14 protein-coding genes are annotated in these 17718 nt (G+C 73.1%); 6 read left to right on the top strand and 8 right to left on the bottom strand.

What is annotated here, in order from left to right; translation table 11 throughout:
- The first annotated feature begins 84 nt into the window (after positions 1-84).
- Positions 85-828 (top strand): WecB/TagA/CpsF family glycosyltransferase, encoded by a 744-nt coding sequence (locus R9Z33_RS15335; RefSeq protein ID WP_318647450.1) that lies wholly within the window; start codon positions 85-87, stop codon positions 826-828.
- 15 nt (positions 829-843) lie between these two features.
- Here R9Z33_RS15335 and R9Z33_RS15330 read toward each other — a convergent pair whose 3' ends face one another.
- The gene (locus tag R9Z33_RS15330; protein ID WP_318647449.1) at positions 844-1941 is read right to left on the bottom strand and encodes an acyltransferase family protein; all 1098 of its coding nucleotides are present in this window, start codon (positions 1939-1941) and stop codon (positions 844-846) included.
- 84 nt (positions 1942-2025) lie between these two features.
- On the opposite strand from R9Z33_RS15330, the gene R9Z33_RS15325 reads away from it, so the two are divergent.
- Genes R9Z33_RS15325 through R9Z33_RS15305 form a run of 5 tightly spaced genes read left to right on the top strand, consistent with a single transcriptional unit; the run spans position 2026 to position 7376 of the window.
- Positions 2026-2964 carry a glycosyltransferase family 2 protein gene (locus R9Z33_RS15325; RefSeq protein WP_318647448.1) on the top strand — a complete coding sequence of 313 codons (939 nt, stop codon included), beginning with the start codon at positions 2026-2028 and terminating at the stop codon, positions 2962-2964.
- Positions 2961-4142, top strand: a complete 1182-nt coding sequence (locus R9Z33_RS15320; protein ID WP_318647447.1) for an ATP-grasp domain-containing protein — start codon at positions 2961-2963, stop codon at positions 4140-4142. The genes R9Z33_RS15325 and R9Z33_RS15320 overlap by 4 nt, the downstream gene beginning before the upstream one ends.
- Complete coding sequence (locus R9Z33_RS15315) at positions 4139-5197, top strand: endo-1,4-beta-xylanase (RefSeq protein ID WP_318647446.1); 1059 nt, start codon at positions 4139-4141, stop codon at positions 5195-5197. Before R9Z33_RS15320 ends, R9Z33_RS15315 begins: the two co-directional genes overlap by 4 nt.
- Positions 5194-6441 carry a lipopolysaccharide biosynthesis protein gene (locus tag R9Z33_RS15310; RefSeq protein ID WP_318647445.1) on the top strand — a complete coding sequence of 416 codons (1248 nt, stop codon included), beginning with the start codon at positions 5194-5196 and terminating at the stop codon, positions 6439-6441. Before R9Z33_RS15315 ends, R9Z33_RS15310 begins: the two co-directional genes overlap by 4 nt.
- Positions 6438-7376 carry a glycosyltransferase family 2 protein gene (locus R9Z33_RS15305; protein WP_318647444.1) on the top strand — a complete coding sequence of 313 codons (939 nt, stop codon included), beginning with the start codon at positions 6438-6440 and terminating at the stop codon, positions 7374-7376. The genes R9Z33_RS15310 and R9Z33_RS15305 overlap by 4 nt, the downstream gene beginning before the upstream one ends.
- Before the next feature lie 4 nt (positions 7377-7380).
- On the opposite strand, the gene R9Z33_RS15300 is transcribed toward R9Z33_RS15305, so the two are convergent.
- The 7 genes from R9Z33_RS15300 to R9Z33_RS15270 form a co-directional block, all read right to left on the bottom strand.
- Positions 7381-8334 carry a Bug family tripartite tricarboxylate transporter substrate binding protein gene (locus tag R9Z33_RS15300; RefSeq protein ID WP_318647443.1) on the bottom strand — a complete coding sequence of 318 codons (954 nt, stop codon included), beginning with the start codon at positions 8332-8334 and terminating at the stop codon, positions 7381-7383.
- A 70-nt stretch (positions 8335-8404) separates the two neighbouring features.
- The gene (locus R9Z33_RS15295; protein ID WP_318647442.1) at positions 8405-9367 is read right to left on the bottom strand and encodes a Bug family tripartite tricarboxylate transporter substrate binding protein; all 963 of its coding nucleotides are present in this window, start codon (positions 9365-9367) and stop codon (positions 8405-8407) included.
- Between the two features lie 148 nt (positions 9368-9515).
- The gene (locus R9Z33_RS15290; RefSeq protein WP_318647441.1) at positions 9516-9974 is read right to left on the bottom strand and encodes a DUF3237 domain-containing protein; all 459 of its coding nucleotides are present in this window, start codon (positions 9972-9974) and stop codon (positions 9516-9518) included.
- Positions 9975-10001: 27 nt separating this feature from the next.
- Complete coding sequence (locus R9Z33_RS15285) at positions 10002-10988, bottom strand: Bug family tripartite tricarboxylate transporter substrate binding protein (protein WP_318647440.1); 987 nt, start codon at positions 10986-10988, stop codon at positions 10002-10004.
- 179 nt (positions 10989-11167) lie between these two features.
- Complete coding sequence (locus tag R9Z33_RS15280; RefSeq protein WP_318647439.1) at positions 11168-13648, bottom strand: Ig-like domain-containing protein; 2481 nt, start codon at positions 13646-13648, stop codon at positions 11168-11170.
- A 183-nt stretch (positions 13649-13831) separates the two neighbouring features.
- A complete protein-coding gene (locus R9Z33_RS15275; protein ID WP_318647438.1) occupies positions 13832-16405 on the bottom strand; it encodes an MMPL family transporter in 2574 nt (857 codons plus the stop codon).
- Positions 16395-17717, bottom strand: coding sequence for a hypothetical protein (locus R9Z33_RS15270; RefSeq protein ID WP_318647437.1), 1323 nt, complete (start codon positions 17715-17717; stop codon positions 16395-16397). Before R9Z33_RS15270 ends, R9Z33_RS15275 begins: the two co-directional genes overlap by 11 nt.
- Between the last annotated feature and the right edge of the window lies 1 nt (position 17718).

Here is a 17718-nt window from a genome sequence, read left to right as displayed (position 1 = left end):
TCGGCCAGAGTCCCCACTTCCCCCCGCCACCATGCAGACGATTCATCTGTATATGAACGATTGCGCCGATGCTAGGGAACGACCATGAGCACCGCGCCTTCGCTTCGTCTCCTGGGTGTCCGTTTCGATGACCTCGACCTTGAGGGCGCGTTGGCCCTGGTGGCGGCGCGCGACCCCGGCCTGCCCTTCGCCTATGTCGTTACCCCCAATGCCGACCACCTGCTGCGGCTGGAGGCGGGCGATGCCGCGCTGCGCGCGCTGTATGACGGCGCCTGGCTCTCGCTGAATGACAGCCGCATCCTGCGCCTGCTGGCCGGCCGGCGCGGCGTGCGGCTGAACCTGGCGCCGGGCAGCGACCTCGCCGCCGCGCTCTTCGCCCGTGTGATCGGCCCCGCGACGCCGGTGACCGTGATCGGCGGGACGCCGGCGCTGATCGCTTCCCTGCGCGCCCGATTCGGCCTGACAGCGCTGTTCCACCATGACCCGCCCATGGGCTTCATCCGCGATGAGGCGGCGGTGGAGGCGGCGGTCGCCTTCGTGCAGGCGCATCCGGCGCGCTTCGTCTTCCTCTGCGTGGGCTCGCCCCAGCAGGAGAAGCTGGCCGCGCGCATCCAGGCGGCGGGCGGCGCCACCGGCCTCGGGCTCTGCCTCGGCGCGGCGCTGGAATTCGTGACCGGGGCCAAGGCCCGCGCGCCCGCCTGGATGCAGCGCGCCCACCTCGAATGGCTGCACCGGCTGGCGAGTGAGCCGCGCCGCCTCTGGCGCCGCTACCTGCTCGAGGCGCCGCGCCTGCTGCGCGTCATGCGCAAGGTGCCGAAAGGCCAGTGACGCCCGATTGACGGATCAGTGGCGCAACCGGCGGCGCAGCCGCGCCACTGGGCGCTCGATGCCCCAATAGACCGCCGCGGTCGGCACCAGAGTCGCGACCAGGAACACCGCATACCAGGCCGCGCCGTAGGGTGCCTCGCGCATCGCCTCGCCCGTCGCGGCGCAGGCGAGGCCGACCGCCAGCCAATGAAACAGGTAGAGCACATAGCTCATCCGCCCCACCAGCAGCGCCGGCGGCCAGGAGAGGATCGCGCGCAGTCGTCCCCAGTGGGGGGAGAAGAGCAGCGAGCCGAGCGCCAGCGCGATGCCGCCCGATTGCAGGGAGTGGCGCGCCGTCTCGCGGAAGGATTCGTCGCGGAGGAGCAGGCTCGTCATCACCATCGCGCCGCCCAGCAGCAGCGGCCAGCGCGCCTGCACCCAGTCCGGCATGGCGCCCGGCCGGCACAGCCAGGCCATGGCGCAGCCATAGAGCATGGCATCGAGCCGCGTGTCGGTCGCCATGTGGATGCGATAGGCGGGGAAGGTGCCGCAGAGCGCCTCCGGCCCGCCACCCGTGCCGCAGGCCGCATGCACCACGAAGCGCCAGGCGAGCGAGGCGGCGCAGCCGATCGCCATGGCCGGCAGGAACCAGCCGCGCCGCACCAGGGCCACCAGCAGCGCGGGGAAGAGCAGGTAGAAATGCTCCTCCACCGCGAGCGACCACAGGATGCTGAAGGGGTGCGGGGCAAGGGCCGGGTTGTCCGGGAAGCCCACCCAGAGGGCATAGTAGTTGGCGCCGTAGAACAGCATGGCCAGCCATTCCGCCAGGACGAAGGGCGCGCCGAGAGCGGCCATGGCGAGGCCGGCGCAGGCGGCATAGGCCAGCAGCGCGGGCGAGAGGCGCAGCACCCGCCGCGCATAGAAGGCACCGAAGGCGATGCGCCCATGCGCCGCCCATTCCGCCAGCAGCAGCCGGGTGATGATGAAGCCGCTGATGCCGAAGAACAGCGTGACGCCGAGGCCGCCCGGCACGATGCCGCCGAAGCCCACATGGGAGACGATCACCAGCAGGATGGAGACCGCCCGCAACCCGTCGAGCGCGGGGAGATGGGCGGCGGGGTCGTTCAGCGGCATGGCGCGCACCGTGCGGCAAGCCTGCACGCCTGGCAAACCCGGGCCGCTTGCATGCTTGCGCCCTTCGGCCGAAAGCTGCGCATCATGCCGCGCACCACCGTCGTCATCTGCACCTTCAACCGCCCTGGCCCGCTGGCGCGCGCCATCGCCACCGCCCGCGAGCAGGCCCTGCCCGCGGGCGAGGCGGCGGAGGTGCTGGTGGTCGACAATTCCCCGGATTCCAACGCCCGCGCGGCGGTGGAGGCGATGATCGCGGCACCGGGCCTGCCGCTGCGCTACCTCGCCGCACCCGACCCCAACATCTCGCTTGCGCGGAATGCGGGGGTGGCGGCCAGCACCGGCGAGCGCGTGGTCTTCCTCGATGATGACGAGCGCTGCGAGCCGGGCTGGCTGCACGCGCTGATCGCGACGCAGGTGGCGACGGGCGCGGATCTGGTCTTCGGCGCCGTCATCCCCGAATTCCCCGGCGGGCCGCCTGCCTGGGACCCCACGGGGCGCAGCTATGAGCGCAAGCTGTCCTGGCCGACCGGCAGCCGGCTCACGCTGCGGCATGACGAGAGCGTCTCCGGCCGCTGGATCGGCACGGGCAATTCCCTGCTGATGCGCGCCACCTGCCTGGACGGGCCTGAGCCCTTCGACCCCTTCCTCGGCCGCTGCGGCGGCGAGGATTTCGACCTCTTCCTGCGGCTTTTCGAGCAGGGGCGCCACTTCGTCTGGTGCGCCGAGGCGGTGGTGCATGAGCTGGTGCCGCCCGACCGCGCGACGCTCGCCTATATGCGCGGCCGGAATTTCCGCACCGGGCAGATCTACGGCACCGTGCTGCTGCGCCGCTCGAAGGCGCCGGCGCGCGACGGGCTGCTGCTGATGGCGAAGGGCGTGGTGCAGCTGGGGCTCGTCGGGCTGCGCTGGGCGCTGGCGGCGCTCAGGGGCGGCGGGCGGCCGGCCGCGCTGCAATCGGTGAAGTTCACGGAAGTGGCGGGCAAGATCACCTGGTGGCGCCTGGCGCGGGCCTTCCGCGCGTGAGGCTCCTCGTCGTCTCCACCCAGCCCTGGACGGTGGCAGCGCGGCTCGCCATGGCGCTGCACGCGGCCGGCTGCGTGGTGGAGGGCGCCTCGCCGCGCGGCTCGCTGCTGGCGCGTTCGGCCGCACCCGTGCGGAACCATGTGCTGCGCCCTTGGTCCATGGGCGCGGATCTGGCGCGGGCGCTGCGCGCGGCCCGCCCCGACCGCGCCGTGCCGGCCGATGACCGCGCCGCCGCCCTGCTGCGCGCGCTGCATGCCGAGGATGATCTCCGCGCGTTGATCGAGGCCTCGCTGGGCGATCCGGCGGGCTATCCCGTCGCGGCCGCGAAGTCGGCGCAGATGGCGCTGTCGGCGCGGCTCGGCCTGCCCATGCCGGGCACGCGCCCGGTGCCGGGCCTCGCCGCGCTCGAAGCCGCCATTGCCGAGGGCGGGCTGCCCCGCGTGCTGAAGACCGATGGCTCCTGGGGCGGCGCCGGCGTGCAGGTGCTGCGCGACGCCACCGAGGCGGCACCCGCCTTCGCGCGGGCCACGGCCGCCCCCACGCTGATGCAGTCGCTCAAGCTCGCCGCCTGGGAGGGCAGCCTGAACCCGCTCTTCGCCCGGCGCGAGTGGCGCCCGGGCGTGCCGGACCTGCAGGATTTCGTGGAGGGCCACCCCGCCAACCGTGCCGTCATCGCCGAGCGCGGCCGCGTGCTGGCCGGCCTCTCGGTGGAGGTGCTGCACGCCGCGAGCGCGACCGCGCCCGCCACCGTGGTGCGCGTGGTGGACGACGCGCAGATGGCGGCGAGTGCCGCGGCGATGACGGAATCACTGGGGCTGTCGGGCTTCCTCGGCTTCGATTTCGTGGTGGAGCGAGGCACCGGCCGCAAGCTGCTGATCGAGATGAACCCGCGCGCCACGCCGATCTGCCACCTGGGCGGCGGGCTCGCCGCCGCCTATGCCGCGCATCTGCGGGGCGGGGAGGCGGCCGCCGCGCCGATCCCCGCGCCCGGCACCGAGATCGCGCTGTTCCCAGGCGAATGGCTGCGCGACCCACACTCACCCTATCTGAACGGAGCCTGGCATGACGTGCCCTGGGAGGATGCCGGCCTGCTGCGCGCCTATCTGGACGATGCCGCCGGCCTCGAGCGCTTCGCCCGCCGCCAGCGCCTGTTCCGCCGGATGACGGGGCGCGCATGAGGCTCACCCGCCGCGCCCTGCTGGGCAGCACCCTCGCCGCCGCCACCTTCGCCCAGGAGGCCGGGGCGCAGGAGGCGGGTCTGCGCGCGCTGGCCGAGGCGCGCGGCCTCGCCATCGGCGCCATGGTCACGCGCGGGCAGCTGCGCGACTATCCCGCGCTGCTCCCACCGCTCCGTCGCGATGCCGCGCTGCTCGCACCCGGCCTCGAATTGAAGTGGGACACGCTGCGCCCCACGCCTGAGGCCTTCAACTTCGCCCCGGCCGAGGAGATCGCCGCCCTCGCCAGCGCGAACGGAATGGGCCTGCGCGGCCACACCCTCGTCTGGCACGAGGCGCTGCCCCGCTGGTTCGACCCCGCCGCCCTGCCGGCCGCCACGCTGCGCGCGACGCTGGAGCGCCATATCCGCACCGTCGCCGGCCATTGGCGCGGCCGCATCGCCTCCTGGGATGTGGTGAACGAGCCGCTGGGCGAGGACGGGCTGCGCGACAGCCCGCTCGCCGATCCCGAGGTGATCCGCCTCTGCTTCCAATGGGCGCGCGAGGCCGATCCGGGCGCGCGGCTGGTGGTGAACGACTACGACCTGGAGCTGGGCGACCGCCGGCAGGAGCGCCGCCGCGCCACCATGCTGCGCCTGCTGGAGGGCCTGCTGCGCGCGGGCGCGCCGGTCCAGGCGCTCGGCCTCCAGGCGCATCTGGCGCCGCGCTCGGCACCTTTCGGCGCCGCGCGCCTGGCCCGCTTCCTGCGCGAGGTGGCGGGAATGGGCCTCGCCATCGAGGTGACCGAGCTCGACATCGTGGACCGTCTGCTGCCGGCCGACATCGCCGCCCGCGATGCCGAGGGCGCCGCGATGGTGGCCGATTTCCTGCGTGTCGCCCTCGACCAGCCGGCGACGAAGATGCTCATCATGTGGGGCCTCTCCGATGTGCAGTCCTGGCAGCAGGACAGCGCCTTCGCCCGCCGGCGGGACGGCCTGCCCTCGCGCAGCCAGCCGCTTGACCGCGAGATGCAGAAGAAGCCGATCTGGCACGCCATCGCGGGCGCGCTGCGCCCATGAAGGCGCGGCTGATGCGCCTGCTGCCGGCCCGCGCGCTGGCCTTCGATGTCTCGGTGCTGTTCGGCGGCTTCGGCCTGCAATTGCTGACGCAGATCGGCTGGCTGCTGCTGGCGCTGCGCCTGCTGGGGCCCGAGGGCTACGGCCTCTTCGCCGCACTCACCGCCATCACCGTCGCGGTGGGCAGCTTCGTGGGCTGGGGCAGCGACCAGTTGCTGATCCGCGAGGTGGCGCGCAACCCCGAGGCGATGCGGCGCTGGGTGGGGCATGGGCTGCTCTCCATCCTCGTCACCGCGCTGCCGCTCGGGCTGCTGCTCTTCCTGCTGCTGCCGCTGATCGAGGCGGGGCGCATCGGCGCCCTGGCGCTGGCGCTGGTGCTGCTGGCGGATCTCTGGCTCGGGCGCTGGGCCAATCTCGCCATCGCCATCAGCATGGCCGCCGGCCATTCGAGGCGGCAGGCCGCGGTGACCGTCATCCCCGGCGCGCTGCGGCTGGGCGCGATCCTGCTCGCCGGCCTCCTCCACGCACCGCTGACCATCGGCGTGTGGGCGGCCTGGTATGCGGCGGCGACGGCGGTCTCCGCCCTCGTCTGCCTCTGGCTCGTGGTGCGCGACCATGGCTGGCCGCGCCTGGGCTGGATTCCCGGCCTCTGGGGCGAGGGCCTGGCCTTCGCGGCGGAGACCGCGCTCCAGGCCTCGGTGAAGGATCTCGACAAGCCGATCGTGCTGCAATTCCTCGGTGCCGAGGCCGCCGGCCTCTATGCCGCGGCCTTCCGCATCGTGGATGTGGTGTCGCTGCCCATCCGCGCCCTCGGCTACGCGGTCTATGCGCGCATGTTCAAGCTGGCGGCGGAAGACCCGGCCGAGTGCCGCCGCCTCGCGCGGCGCAGCCTCGGCATGGCGGTGGCGCTCGGTGCCGCGGGCGGGCTTGGGCTGCTGCTCTTCGCCTGGCTGCTGCCGCTGGTCTTCGGCGCGGCCTATGCGGCGCTGCCCGGCCTCGTGCGCTGGCTCTCGCCCATGCCCGCGCTGTTCGGCGCCTTCGTCATCGGCGCCGACCTGCTGACCGCCGTTGGCCGCCAGTCGCACCGGCTGGGCGTGGTGGTGGTGTCGCTCGCGCTGACGCTCGGGATGTGCTGGGTGCTGACGCCGCTCCTGGGGCTGGAGGGCGCGATCCTCGCGCGGCTCGGCGTGCAGGCGCTGACGGTAGCGCTGGTCTGGGCGCTGGCGCTCAGGGGAGGGGCACGATGATGCGGGAGACGCCGGCCCGGCCCAACGCCCGGCCCGAATTGTCCATCCTCGTGCCGACCTATGACCGCGACATCCGCCCCCTCGTGGCGGAACTGCTCGACGGCATGGCGACGCTGCCCGACCCGCGCGTGGTCGAGCTGCTGGTGCTGGTGGATGGCAACCCGGCGCTGGCCGGGCAGGAGGAGGTGCTGGCCATGGCCGAGGCGCTGGGCCTCGCGGCAGGCTTCGCCCTGGCGCCGCGGAATCTCGGCCGCTCGGGCGCGCGCAACGCGCTGGCCGAGGCCGCGCGGGGCACGCACATCCTTTTTCTCGACGCGGATTCCCTGCCGGACGCGCCGGGCTTCGTCGCCCGCGCGCTGGCGGCGGCACGCGAAGCGCCCGATGCCGTCACCTGCGGCGGCCGCACCGGCCAGCGCTGCCCGCCCGCGCCGCGCGATGCGCGCCTCTTCGAGGCGCATAGCCGCAAGCGCGAATGGATTCCCGCCGCGGAGCGCAACCGCGATCCGGAGGGCAATTTCCTCTCCGCCAACTTCCAGCTCCGGCGGGAGCTGTTCCTGCGCGCGCCCTTCGATGCGCGCTTCACCGGCTGGGGGTGGGAGGACACGGACTGGGCGCTGCGGATCCGCCCGCATGCGCCCGTGCGCCATGTGGACAACAGCGTCTCGCACATGGAGCACCATGCGGATGCCGCCTGGCTCGGCCGGCTTGATCGCTCGGTCGGCAACTACGCGCTGCTGGCCGAGGCGCACCCGGAGGCGGTGCGCCGCCACCGCCTCTGGCCGCTGATGCGCGCACTGCGCCCCATCAGCGGCTGGGGCTGGCTGAAGGCAATGCTATGGCACCTCGCCCTCTGGCCGGCGCTGCCCGTGGGGCTTCGGCTCAACCTCGCCAAGCTGCGCCAGGCCATGGTCTATGCGGCGGTGATCCGCCCCTGAGGGCTCACTCCCGCCAGGGGTGCTGCGTCCACATCCGCTGGTAGTTCTCGCGCATCGCGAAGAGCACGGCGCGGTGCTGGTCGGGGTCGAGGAAGCGCAGCGGCAATTGCTGCTGCGTCGCCGCCGCCACAAAGTCCGGATGCTGCATCACGGAGCGCACCACGGCGGCGAGGCGCTGCAGCACCGGTGCGGGCGTGCCGGCCGGCGCCGCGAGGCCGCGCAGCGAGCCATCCACCACGTCGAAGCCCTGCTCGCGGAAGGTCGGCACATCATTGGTGTTGGCCCAGCGCGTCTCGGCCATCTGGCCGAGCGGGCGCAGCACGCCCTGGCGGAAATCGCCCACACCTTCGCCCATGTTCATCGCGGCGATCTGGATGTTCCGCCCAAGGATCGCGTTGCGCACCTGCGACGAGCCGTTGAAAGGCACGTGCAGCAGCCGCGTGCCGGTGAGCCGCTCGAAGGCGAGCGTCGCCAGGTGGTCGTCCGACCCGACGCCCGTGGTGCCGTAGCTGATGGTCCCCGGTGCCGCGCGGGCCGCGGCGGCGAGGTCGTTCAGGTTGCGCCAGGGGCTGTCGGGCAGCACCCAGAAGCCGCCGGGGTCATCCACCACATTTGCGATCGGGGCGAAATCCTCCAGCTTGAAGCGCGCCTGCCGCTCGATCGGAATGGTGACGAGGTTGGGCGTGTTGATGAAGCCGATGGTCAGCCCGTCCGGCCGCGCGCGGGCCAGCTCCGCCCAGCCCACCTCGCCACCCGCCCCCGCGCGGTTGTGGACGACGACGGATTGGCCGAGCTCGCGCTCCATGAAGCGGGCCAACGTGCGGGCCGCGACATCCGTGCCGCCGCCGGGCGCGAAGGCGACGATCATGGTGATGGCGCGTTCGGGCTGCCAGGTCTGCGCGGCGGCGGGCAGGGCAAGCAGGCCCGGCGCAGCCAGGGTGAGGCGGCGGGTGAGCATGGGGTTTCCTCCGGTTTTTTCTGACCGCAGCAAAGCATATCCGCGCGGCCCGCACAGCGGCCGAAACCCGCTACAGCGTCACATTCGCCATCCGCGCCACCTCGCGCCAGCGCTGGATCTCGGCGCGCAGGAAGGCCGCGAATTGCGCCTGGCTCTGCGGATCGGCCAGCATCCCCGCCTCCTCGATGCGCGCGATGACGGCGGGGTCGCGCAGGATGGCCGTCACATCGGCATTGATGCGGGCCGCGATCTCGGGCGGCAGGCCGGCCGGCGCGGCGAGGCCGTTCCACCCCACCGCCTCATGCCCCGGCGCCACCGTCTCGGCGAAGCTCGGCACCTCCGGCGCCCAGGAGACGCGGCCGCGCGTGCTGACGCCGATGAGCTTGAGCCGCCCCGCCCGCACATTGGGCAGGGCGGAGGCCAGGCTGTCGCTCATCAGCGGCACGGTGCCGGCGATCAGGTCGGTGATGGCGGGCCCGCTGCCCCGGTAATGCACCATGCTGAGCTGGATGCCGAGGCGATGCGCCAGCAATTCGGCCGCCATGTGCGCGCCCGAGGCGGGCCCGGCCGTGGCCATGGAAAGCGGCGGCGTCGCGGCCCGCGCCGCGGCCAGGAAGCCCGCCGGATCATTCGCGGGGAACCCGGGATGCGCCACGATGCAGAGCGGCACGAGGCTGAGATTGGTCAGCGGCGTGAAGTCCCGCTCCGGATCATAGGAGAGGCGCGGGATCACCGCCGCATTCACGGCCATGGGGCCGATCGAGCCCGCGACCAGGGTGGTGCCGTCCGGCGCGGCGCGCGCCGCCACCTCCATGGCCGGGACGCCCGCGCCGCCCGCGCGGTTCTCCACCACCACGCGCTGCGGCCAGCGGCGGGAGAGCTCGTCCGCCACCAGCCGGGCGACGATGTCGGTGCTCTGGCCGGGCGGGAAGGGGACGATGATCCGCACCGGCCGGTCGGGCCATGGCACCTGGGCATGGACCGCCGGCGCGGCGAGCAGGAGGGTGAGGCCGGGCAGGTGGCGACGACGCATGGAACATGTCCTCCGATTCATTTTTTCGAAGGAATGCCGAAAGATGAACGAAAAGCAACAAAAACCCGGCCAGGCCCCCGGCTGAGCGGCAGACCCCGCTGGGAGGATCATTCAGCGGTTCGGCGATTCCGCCTCGACGCACCAGGCTTCAGAGCGTGAAAATCCGCAGCAGCACCGCCTCCGGCTGGCGCTCGCCATAGCCGACGAAGAGGCGCCGGTGCAGCCATTGATGCGCGGGCGAGGCGGTCTCGAACACAGGCGCCGTACGGAAATAGACGCGCTCCGGCGGCACCGGCTCGCCGCGCAGCAGCCGCGCCGTATCCTCGGGCGAGGCGTCGCGGATGCCGCTGTTCACCACATAGACCAGCGCGCCGTCGGGCAGGCGGACGGTGTAGCGCGCGACCAGCTCCACCACGCCGTCCGGGCGGATGATCTGGTGGTCGGCCCCGCCCGGCAGCACCTCGCCGGAAAGCCCCGGCCCGGTGAGCTGCCCGCCCAGGATCGGGATGATGCGCCGGATTCCCATGGGCCCCGCGCCCACCGTCACGGGCGGGCCGACCGAGACCGCGACGGAACACAGGAACTCCAGGGCGGGTGCGGGCTGCATGCGGCTCTCCTGCGCGGTTGTGGGGGTTCAGTCCAGGGCGCGGAATTGCGTCAGCCGCGCCACCTCGGCCCAGCGGGCCGTCTCCTGCCGCATCAGCGTCTCGAATTCGGCGCGGCCCGTGACGGCGGGGCGGAAGCCGCGCTCCTGCAGGCGGGCCGCCATCTCGGGCGTGGCCATGACGCGCAGCACCGCGGCCTCGAGCGCGGCCAGGACGGGCTGCGGCGTCGCGGCCGGTGCGACCAGGCCGAACCAGGAATTGAAGGTCAGCTCGGGCCGGCCGAGCTCTTCCATCGTCGGCACCTCCGGCATCAGGGCCGAGCGCGCCGGGCTCGTGACCGCGAGGGCGCGCAGCTGCCGTGCCTGGACCTGCGGCGCGACCAGCGCGATGGTCCCGAACAGCCCCTGGATGGAGCCGTTCAGCAAGGCCGCCATGGCATCGCCCGTGGTGCGGAAATGCACCGCCTCCACCGGCATGCGGGAGGTGACGCCGAGGATGGAGGCGCCGAAATGCCCGGGCGTGCCGGCGCCGAAGGTGCCCATGGGAAGCTGGCCCTGCGCCTGGCCCCAGCGCAGGTAGCCGGCGAAATCCTCCACCGGCAGGCTGTTCGGCACAACGAAGGCGAAGTCCAGCGCGGCAAGGAAGGAGAGGGGGGCGAAGTCCCGCGCGGGATCATAGGCCAGGCGGGCGAAGATGCTGGGCGCCATGGCCAGCGGGCCCACGCCCCCCAGCATCAGCGTGGTGCCGTCCGGCCGGACATTGCGCGCCACTTCGAGGGCGGCGGTGATGCCGCCGGCCCCCGCGCGGTTGTCCACGATCGCGCCGGCGGGCAGCACGTCCTTCAGGGCATCGGCCAGCAGGCGGGCCAGCAGGTCCGGCCCGGTGCCCGGGGCGAAGCCCACCACGATGCGGACCGGCCGGTCGGGCAGGGCGGCGCGGGCGGAGAGCGGCAGCAGGGCGGCGCCGGCCAGGACCGAACGGCGCGCGAGGCGCGGCCCGATGGGGGGCGTGTGCATCAAGACGGGCTCCTCCGGCGGCGGGCCTTGGCGTCGCCGGTTGCGGCGCGCCAGCCCTTTGTTGCGGGGCGGTCGGCCCGCCCGCCGCAGAGACCATCACTGATTTTCGAAGATGGCAAGTTGTTCGAATAGTTGCGGGGGCGGCACGTCGCCGCCGCCGCCGCCGCTGGCACCCGGCCTCAGCCGATCCAGATGTTGTCCAGCATCAGGATGCTGTGGCCGTCGCTGCTGCCCACATCCATCACGCCGATGCCGATCTCGTAGCCGCCGGCCTCGTCCGCCGTGAAGGAGAAGCTCTGCCAGCCGCTGTCCTTGCCCTGGCCCACCGTCTTCACGTCGGCCAGGCCGAACACCTCGTTCTCGCCGTCATGGCGCAGCGTGACGAAGGCGAAGTCATTGCCGCCGGACTTGGCGGCGGCGCCGAAGAGCCAGTCGAAGTTCAGCGTCTGGCCGACTTCCAGCTCCACCTTGCCGCGGATGGCCGAGCCCTCGTCCGCATCGCCGTAGCCGAGCTTGTCGAGCGTGCCCTTCTCCAGCTGCAGCCAGCCCTCGACCTGCTTCTGGTCCTTGGCGTCCTCGGTGGAGAGGCGCGCGGCCATCTTGCCCTCGGTGCCGCCCTTCACGGTCTCCACATCGCCCGTGTCCTGCCAGCCCTTGCCGAGGTCGTCCTCGAAGGAGTTGACCAGCAGGCTCTCGGCCTTGTCGGCAAGGCCGGCGACGGTGATCGTCACGGTCTGCGTCACCTCGGCGCCATTCGCATCGCGCACCGTGTAGGTGAAGCTGTCGGTCGCCGTCTCCTCGGCGCCCAGCGCCTGGAGCTTGGCCGAGGCGCTCGGGTCATAGACCACCGCATTGCCGTCCAGCTTGATCGCCGCGCCGTAGTCGGAGGCGGAGACGCTGACCAGCGTCAGCGCATCGCCGTCCACATCCGAGTCATTGCCGAGCAGGTCGAGCTTGATCGCCGTGTCCTCGTCGGTCTTGCTCTCGTCGGCCATGGCGGTCGGCCCGTCATTCAGGCCCTGCACCGTGATGGTGGCCTGCGCCGTGCCGGTGTCGCCATCCATGTCCGTCACGCGGTAGGAGAAGGTGATGGCGCGGCTCTCGCCCGCCGCCAGCGCCTGGAAGGCGTCGCCGCCATCCCAGGTGAAGGCGCCGTTCTGGCCGAGGGTCAGCGTGCCGGCCGTGGCCGCGCTGGTGATCTCGATCTTGGCGACCAGGTCGGCCACGCTGTCATTGGCCAGCAGGTTGCCGCTGACGCTCGCCGCATCCTCCGTCACGGAGAAGGCATCGGCCTTCGCCGTCACCGCATCGTCCACGAGGTCCATCGCCACGCCGTCCACCGTGATCGCGACGGCCTCGAAACTCGTGGCCTTCAGGCCCTGCGAGGCGAAGTCGAACAGGCCGGTCTTGCCCGCGGCCAGGCGCGCCAGGTAGGTGCCGAGCTCGGCCTGGAAGGCGCTGTCCTGCCAATCGGCCAGCGTCATGTCGAAGGCCAGCGTGTCGAAGCCCGCGCCGCCGTTGAAGAAGTCGCCATTCACCGCGCCGCGGCTGTGGATCACCGTGTCATTGCCGCCATCGGCCTGCACGCGGTCGGCGCCTTCGCCGGCCACGATGCGGTCCTGGCCCTCGCCGCCGTAGAGGCTGTCATTGCCGGCGCCACCGTTGATGGTGTCGTTGCCCATGTCGCCGGTGACGACGTCGTTGCCCGAGCCGGCCTCGATGCTGTCATGCCCGCCATTGCCATAGACGCGGTCATGGCCCGCGCCGGACTGGACCGTGTCATTGCCCTCGTCCGTGCCGATCTCGTCATTGCCGGCGCCGGTCGTGACGCTGTCATCGCCCTGGCCGGACCAGACCGTGTTGTTGCCGGCGCCCGCGTCGATCACGTCATGGCCGTTGCCGCCGGTGATCACGTCATTGCCGGTGCCGGCCGTGATGCGGTCCAGGCCCTCGCCGCCATGGATGGTGTTGTTGCCGTTGCCGGCGGCGATCACGTCGTCGCCCTGGTCGCCGGTGATGCTGTCATGGCCGCTGCCGGCGGTGATGCTGTCATCGCCCTGGCCGCCGCTGACGATGTTGCGGCCTTCGCCGGCCTGGATGGTGTCGTTCCCCGCCTCGCCGGTCAGGCTGTCATCGCCCGCGCCGCCATCCACGCTGTCATCGCCCTGGCCGGCCCAGACCGTGTCGTTGCCAGTGCCGGTCGAGATGCGGTCATGGCCGTCCTCGCCCCAGGCCTGGTCGTTGCCTTCGCCGAGCGCCATGGTGTCGTCGCCCTGGCCGCCCCAGAGCAGGTCCTGGCCCGCGCCGCCGTCCAGGCTGTCATTGCCCTCGCCGCCCCAGAGCTGGTCATTGCCGGCGCCGCCCAGGATGGTGTCCTGGCCCGCATCGCCCCAGAGCAGGTCGTTGCCGGCGCCGCCATCCAGGCTGTCATGGCCCTCGCCACCCCAGGCCTGGTCGTTGCCTTCCTCGCCGAGCAGCGTGTCGTTGCCGGCATTGCCCCAGAGCTGGTCATCGCCCGTGCCGCCGCGCAGCAGGTCGTCGAAGGCGCCGGCGAAGATGCCGTCATGGCCCGCGCCGGTCGTCACCTCCATCGCGCTCGCCGCGGCCTGCAGGTGCAGCCAGTCGGCGTTGGCGGTACCGGTGATGATGGGACGGACCATGATGCGAAACCCCTGGGAGGTGTTGTGTGCCTGGGGTGTTGCAGCCGGTGTGCCAGGGCCGGCAGGCGGGCCTTCGCTGTCAAGCTTCAGAAATAAAAGAATATTCCGGGCGTGCGCGGCCCTGCAGGCCGCATGCAGCCTGCGAATCCCGCAGGAGGCATTGCAAAATGCAAGGGTGCGGCGTCAGCCCCGGGGGGCGGGCGCGAAGAGCTTGAGGAGCGGGGGCAGCACCAGCATCACGCAGAGCAGCGAATAGACCAGGCTGACCGACAGGACGACGCCCATGCTGGCCGTGCCCGGATGGGGCGAGAGCGCCAGCGCCCCGAAGGCCGCCGCATTGGTGACCGCGGAGTAGATCACCGCCCGGTTCAGCGGGCTCGCCAGCAGGTCGCGCCGCCCCTGCTGCCAGGCCGCCACGAAGTAGATGTCATAGGCGACACCCTGCCCGAAGAGCAGCGGCAGCGCGATGATGTTGGCGAGGTTGAGGTCCGGCCCCAGCAGCGCGCAATGCGCCATGGTCATCAGCCCGGCGAGCGCGAGCGGCGCGAGCGCCAGCAGCGAGAGCCTGAGCGAGCGCAGCGTGAGCCACAGCAGCGCCAGCACGAAGACCAGCCCCAGCACGCCCGATTGCAGGAAGGCGCGCTGGATGGTGGCCGAGGATTCCTGCATCGAGACGGCCAGCCCCGTGGCGTCGGGCGCCACGGCGCGCACGGCGGCGGCGAAGCGCGTCAGCAGCGTCGTCTCGTCCGCCGCGATGGGGTTGGGCACGGCCTCCACCCGGGCGCGGCCATCGGGCGTCATCCACTCGGCGCGGATCTCGGGCGGGAGGCTTTCCCGTGTCACCGGCTGGGCCGCCAGCATGTCGCGTATGCGGCCCAGAAGCTCGGCGAGGCCCGGGACGGTGGCGGCGGCGAAATCCTCGCGCGGCTCCGCGCCGCCGCGGGCCAGCAGCGCGAGCGCGCGGCCGAGGCGCGCCGCCTCGCCGCCGAGCGGCACCAGCTCGCTCGCCGCCGCGCGGAGCGCCGCCACCACCGCCAGCGCATCGGGCGCGGGGCGCGGCTCGGCGGCCAGCGCCGGGCCCAGCAGCATGGCCGCATCCTCGATCAGCGCGAGCTTTTCGGTCTGCTGGCCCGGGATGAAATCGGCCAGCGTGGTGGCGCGCGCCACCTCGGGCAGGGCGGCGAGGCGCCGCGCCAGCGCCTCGGCCGCCGCGAGGTCGGGCGCCAGCACCTCCAGCGTATTGGGATTGGTCTCGGCGCTGCGGGCGAGGTCGCGCCAGGTGGCGACAGATTCCGCCCCGGCATCGCGCAGGTTGATCGGGTTGGTGTCGAAGCGCAGCCATTGCAGGCTCGCCACGCAGATGGCGGCGAGCGCCAGCGCCATCAGGGCAACGCCGCCGGCATTGGTGGAGAGCCAGCCATCCACGGGGCGAAGCGCCGGGTAGCCCACCTCCCGCGCCTCGCCGCGCGGGCGCGCCACGACGAGCAGCGCGGGCAGCAGCGTCATCGCCAGGAACCAGCCGATCACCATGCCGAGTGCGGCGACCAGGCCGAGTTCCGCCACGCCGCGGTAATCGGTCGGCCAGAAGGAGAGGAAGCTCAGCGTCACCGCCAGCGCGGCCAGCGTCATCCCCGGCCCCGCGACGCGCGCCGCCTGTTCCAGCGCGGGCCGGAGCTCGGGCAGATGCGCGCGCTCGGCGCGGTATTGCACCGCGTACTGGATGCCGAAATCCACGCCGAGGCCGATGAAGAGCACGGCGAAGGCGATGGAGAGCGGGTTGTAGCTGCCCACCAGCAAAAGCCCGAGGCCCGCCGTCCAGACCAGCCCCACCACGATGAGCACCAGCAGCGGCCAGATCAGCCGCCAGGAGCGCAAGGCCATCCAGAGCAGCACGCCCACCAGCACGAAGGAGACGATGCTGTTCTCCACCGCGCCCGCGCTGACGGTCGCGAATTCCTCATCGGCCATGGGCACGGGGCCGGTCAGGCGGATGGGGATGCCAAGCCGCGCGGCCTCGGCGCGGATCACCTCGGTCGCGGCCGCGCCGGCCGTCAGCTGCTCATAGTCCAGCGCGGGCTGCACCAGGATCAGCCGGCGGAGTTCGAGCGGGCGTGGCGCGCGGCCGGTCAGCAGCCGCTCCCAGTCGGGCGGCGCGACGCGGCCCTGCAGCGCCGCCTCCGCCGCATCGGCGAAGGCGGCCAGCGGGGCGGCGAGGCGCGCCGCATCGGCCTCGCCGCGCGCGAGGCCCTCGCCCATCAGGCGCAGCAGGTCCGCGACGCCGCGCAGGCTCGGATCGGCCGCGAAGGGGCCGAGCAGGCCCTGCGCCGCGATGATCTGCTCGGTGATGGACTGCACCTCGGGCAGGTCGAGATAGAGCAGGCCCTGCGTCGCCCAGAAGCGCCCCTCATCCGGCCGGCGCACGCTGCGGAACAGGCCGGGATGGGCGCGCAGCGCGCCCGCCAGCGCGGCGGCGCGGCGCTCGGCCTCGCGCGCCTCCCCGGCGTCGAGCACGATGACGATGAGGTCCTGCCGCTGCGGGAAGGCCGTCTCGATCTGCCGTTCGGCGAGGCGCCAGGGCAGGTCCTGCGGGAAGAGCTTCGTCACGTCGGAATCGAGCGTGAAGCGCGTGGCGGCGAGCCAGCCCGCGCCGCCCGTGCCGAGCGCCAGCAGCAGCAGCATGAGGATCGTCCGGCGCAGCGAGAGCCGCACCAGCGCCACCACGATGCGGCCGAGCGCGGCCGCCGGATCAGCTGTCATGCGCGAGCACCAGGACGAGGCCGAGCGCGCCCAGCACGACGGGCCAGGCGAGCGCCATGGCGGCGCCGTCGCGCCGGTCGGGCAGGCGGAGCTCGGCCCAGCGGATCAGCAGCGCGAGCGTGGCGAGGAAGCAGGGCAGCAGCGCCCAGCGCGGCGGCGCCCCCGCCAGCACCAGGATCACGCCCAGGATGACGGCGAAGGGCAGCACCATGCCGGGGCCGCCGGCGCTGCCGCGAAACACCACCCAGGCCTCGGCCAGCCCCGCCACGATCACCAGCAGGGCGAGCGCCAGCGCCACACCCTGCGCCCCCCAGGCGAGGCCGAGGCCGAGCGGCAGCAGCAGGAGCGGCGCGAAGCGGGCGAGCGGGGCGCCGCCCAGCCGGTTCAGCCAGGCCAGCAGCGCGATGAGCAGCAGCACGAGGCCGCCGGTCTCGGCCGGGCCCAGGGCATGCAGGCCGAACCGCGGCACCAGCGCCGCGAGGTCGGGCGTGGCCGCCGGCTCCAGCCCCTGCGCGCCCAGCCGGAACAGCGCCACGATGGGGCCGCAGAGCACGAGGGAGAGCAGCAGTTCTATCTCCACCACGCAGCGCAGGCGCGGCAGCCAGAGCCCGGCCGGCGCCGCGCGCCCGGCGGCCAGCAGCAGCAGGACGCGCAAGCCCGCCGCGAGCTGCGCCAGCAGCACGAAGCCCGCCGTCACCGCCAGCAGCGGCAGGGCCTCCGGCCCGAAAAGCAGGGTGCGATGGGGGGCGGCGACGAACAGCCCCGCCGCCACCAGCGCCATGCCGGCCAGCATCAGCCCCGCATGCCGGATGCCGATGGCCTGGGGCACCGAAGCCGGCCAGTTCGGTCGCAGCAGCATCCAGAGCAGCGGCAGGTTGCCCATCCAGAGCGCCGCCCCGGCCTCGCGCAGCAGGGTCGCGAGCGTCACGCTGCCCGGCTGCAGCAGGCTGAGCCGTCCCTCGGTGACGCCCAGCACCATCACCAGCGCGGCAAAGCCCAGGATGACGAGGGCGAGGCGCGGCGCCGGCCCCTCGCGCGGGGCCAGCACCAGCGGCACGGCGGCGGCCAGCAGCACGCCCACCGCGCCGAATTGCCCGGCCACGAGCTGCGCCACGGCGAGGGCCATCGTGGCCAGCGCCGCCAGCCGCAGGAAGAGCTGCGTCGCCGCCATGAGCGTGGCGGCCTGGCCCGCCGGCAGCCGGCGCGCCAGCGGGCTCGCTACCGCCAGCAGGAAGGCGGCGCCGCCGAGCAGGGCGCTGCGCGCCGCCAGCGCGCTCGCCTCCAGGAGGGCGGGGGCGAGCCCGGCTTCCATC

Source organism: Sediminicoccus rosea (assembly GCF_033547095.1).
In the GTDB taxonomy this organism is placed as follows: Bacteria; Pseudomonadota; Alphaproteobacteria; order Acetobacterales; family Acetobacteraceae; genus Roseococcus; species Roseococcus rosea.
The sequence above is the reverse complement of the archived record's forward strand: the minus strand, read 5'-3'. Positions and strand labels throughout refer to the sequence as shown.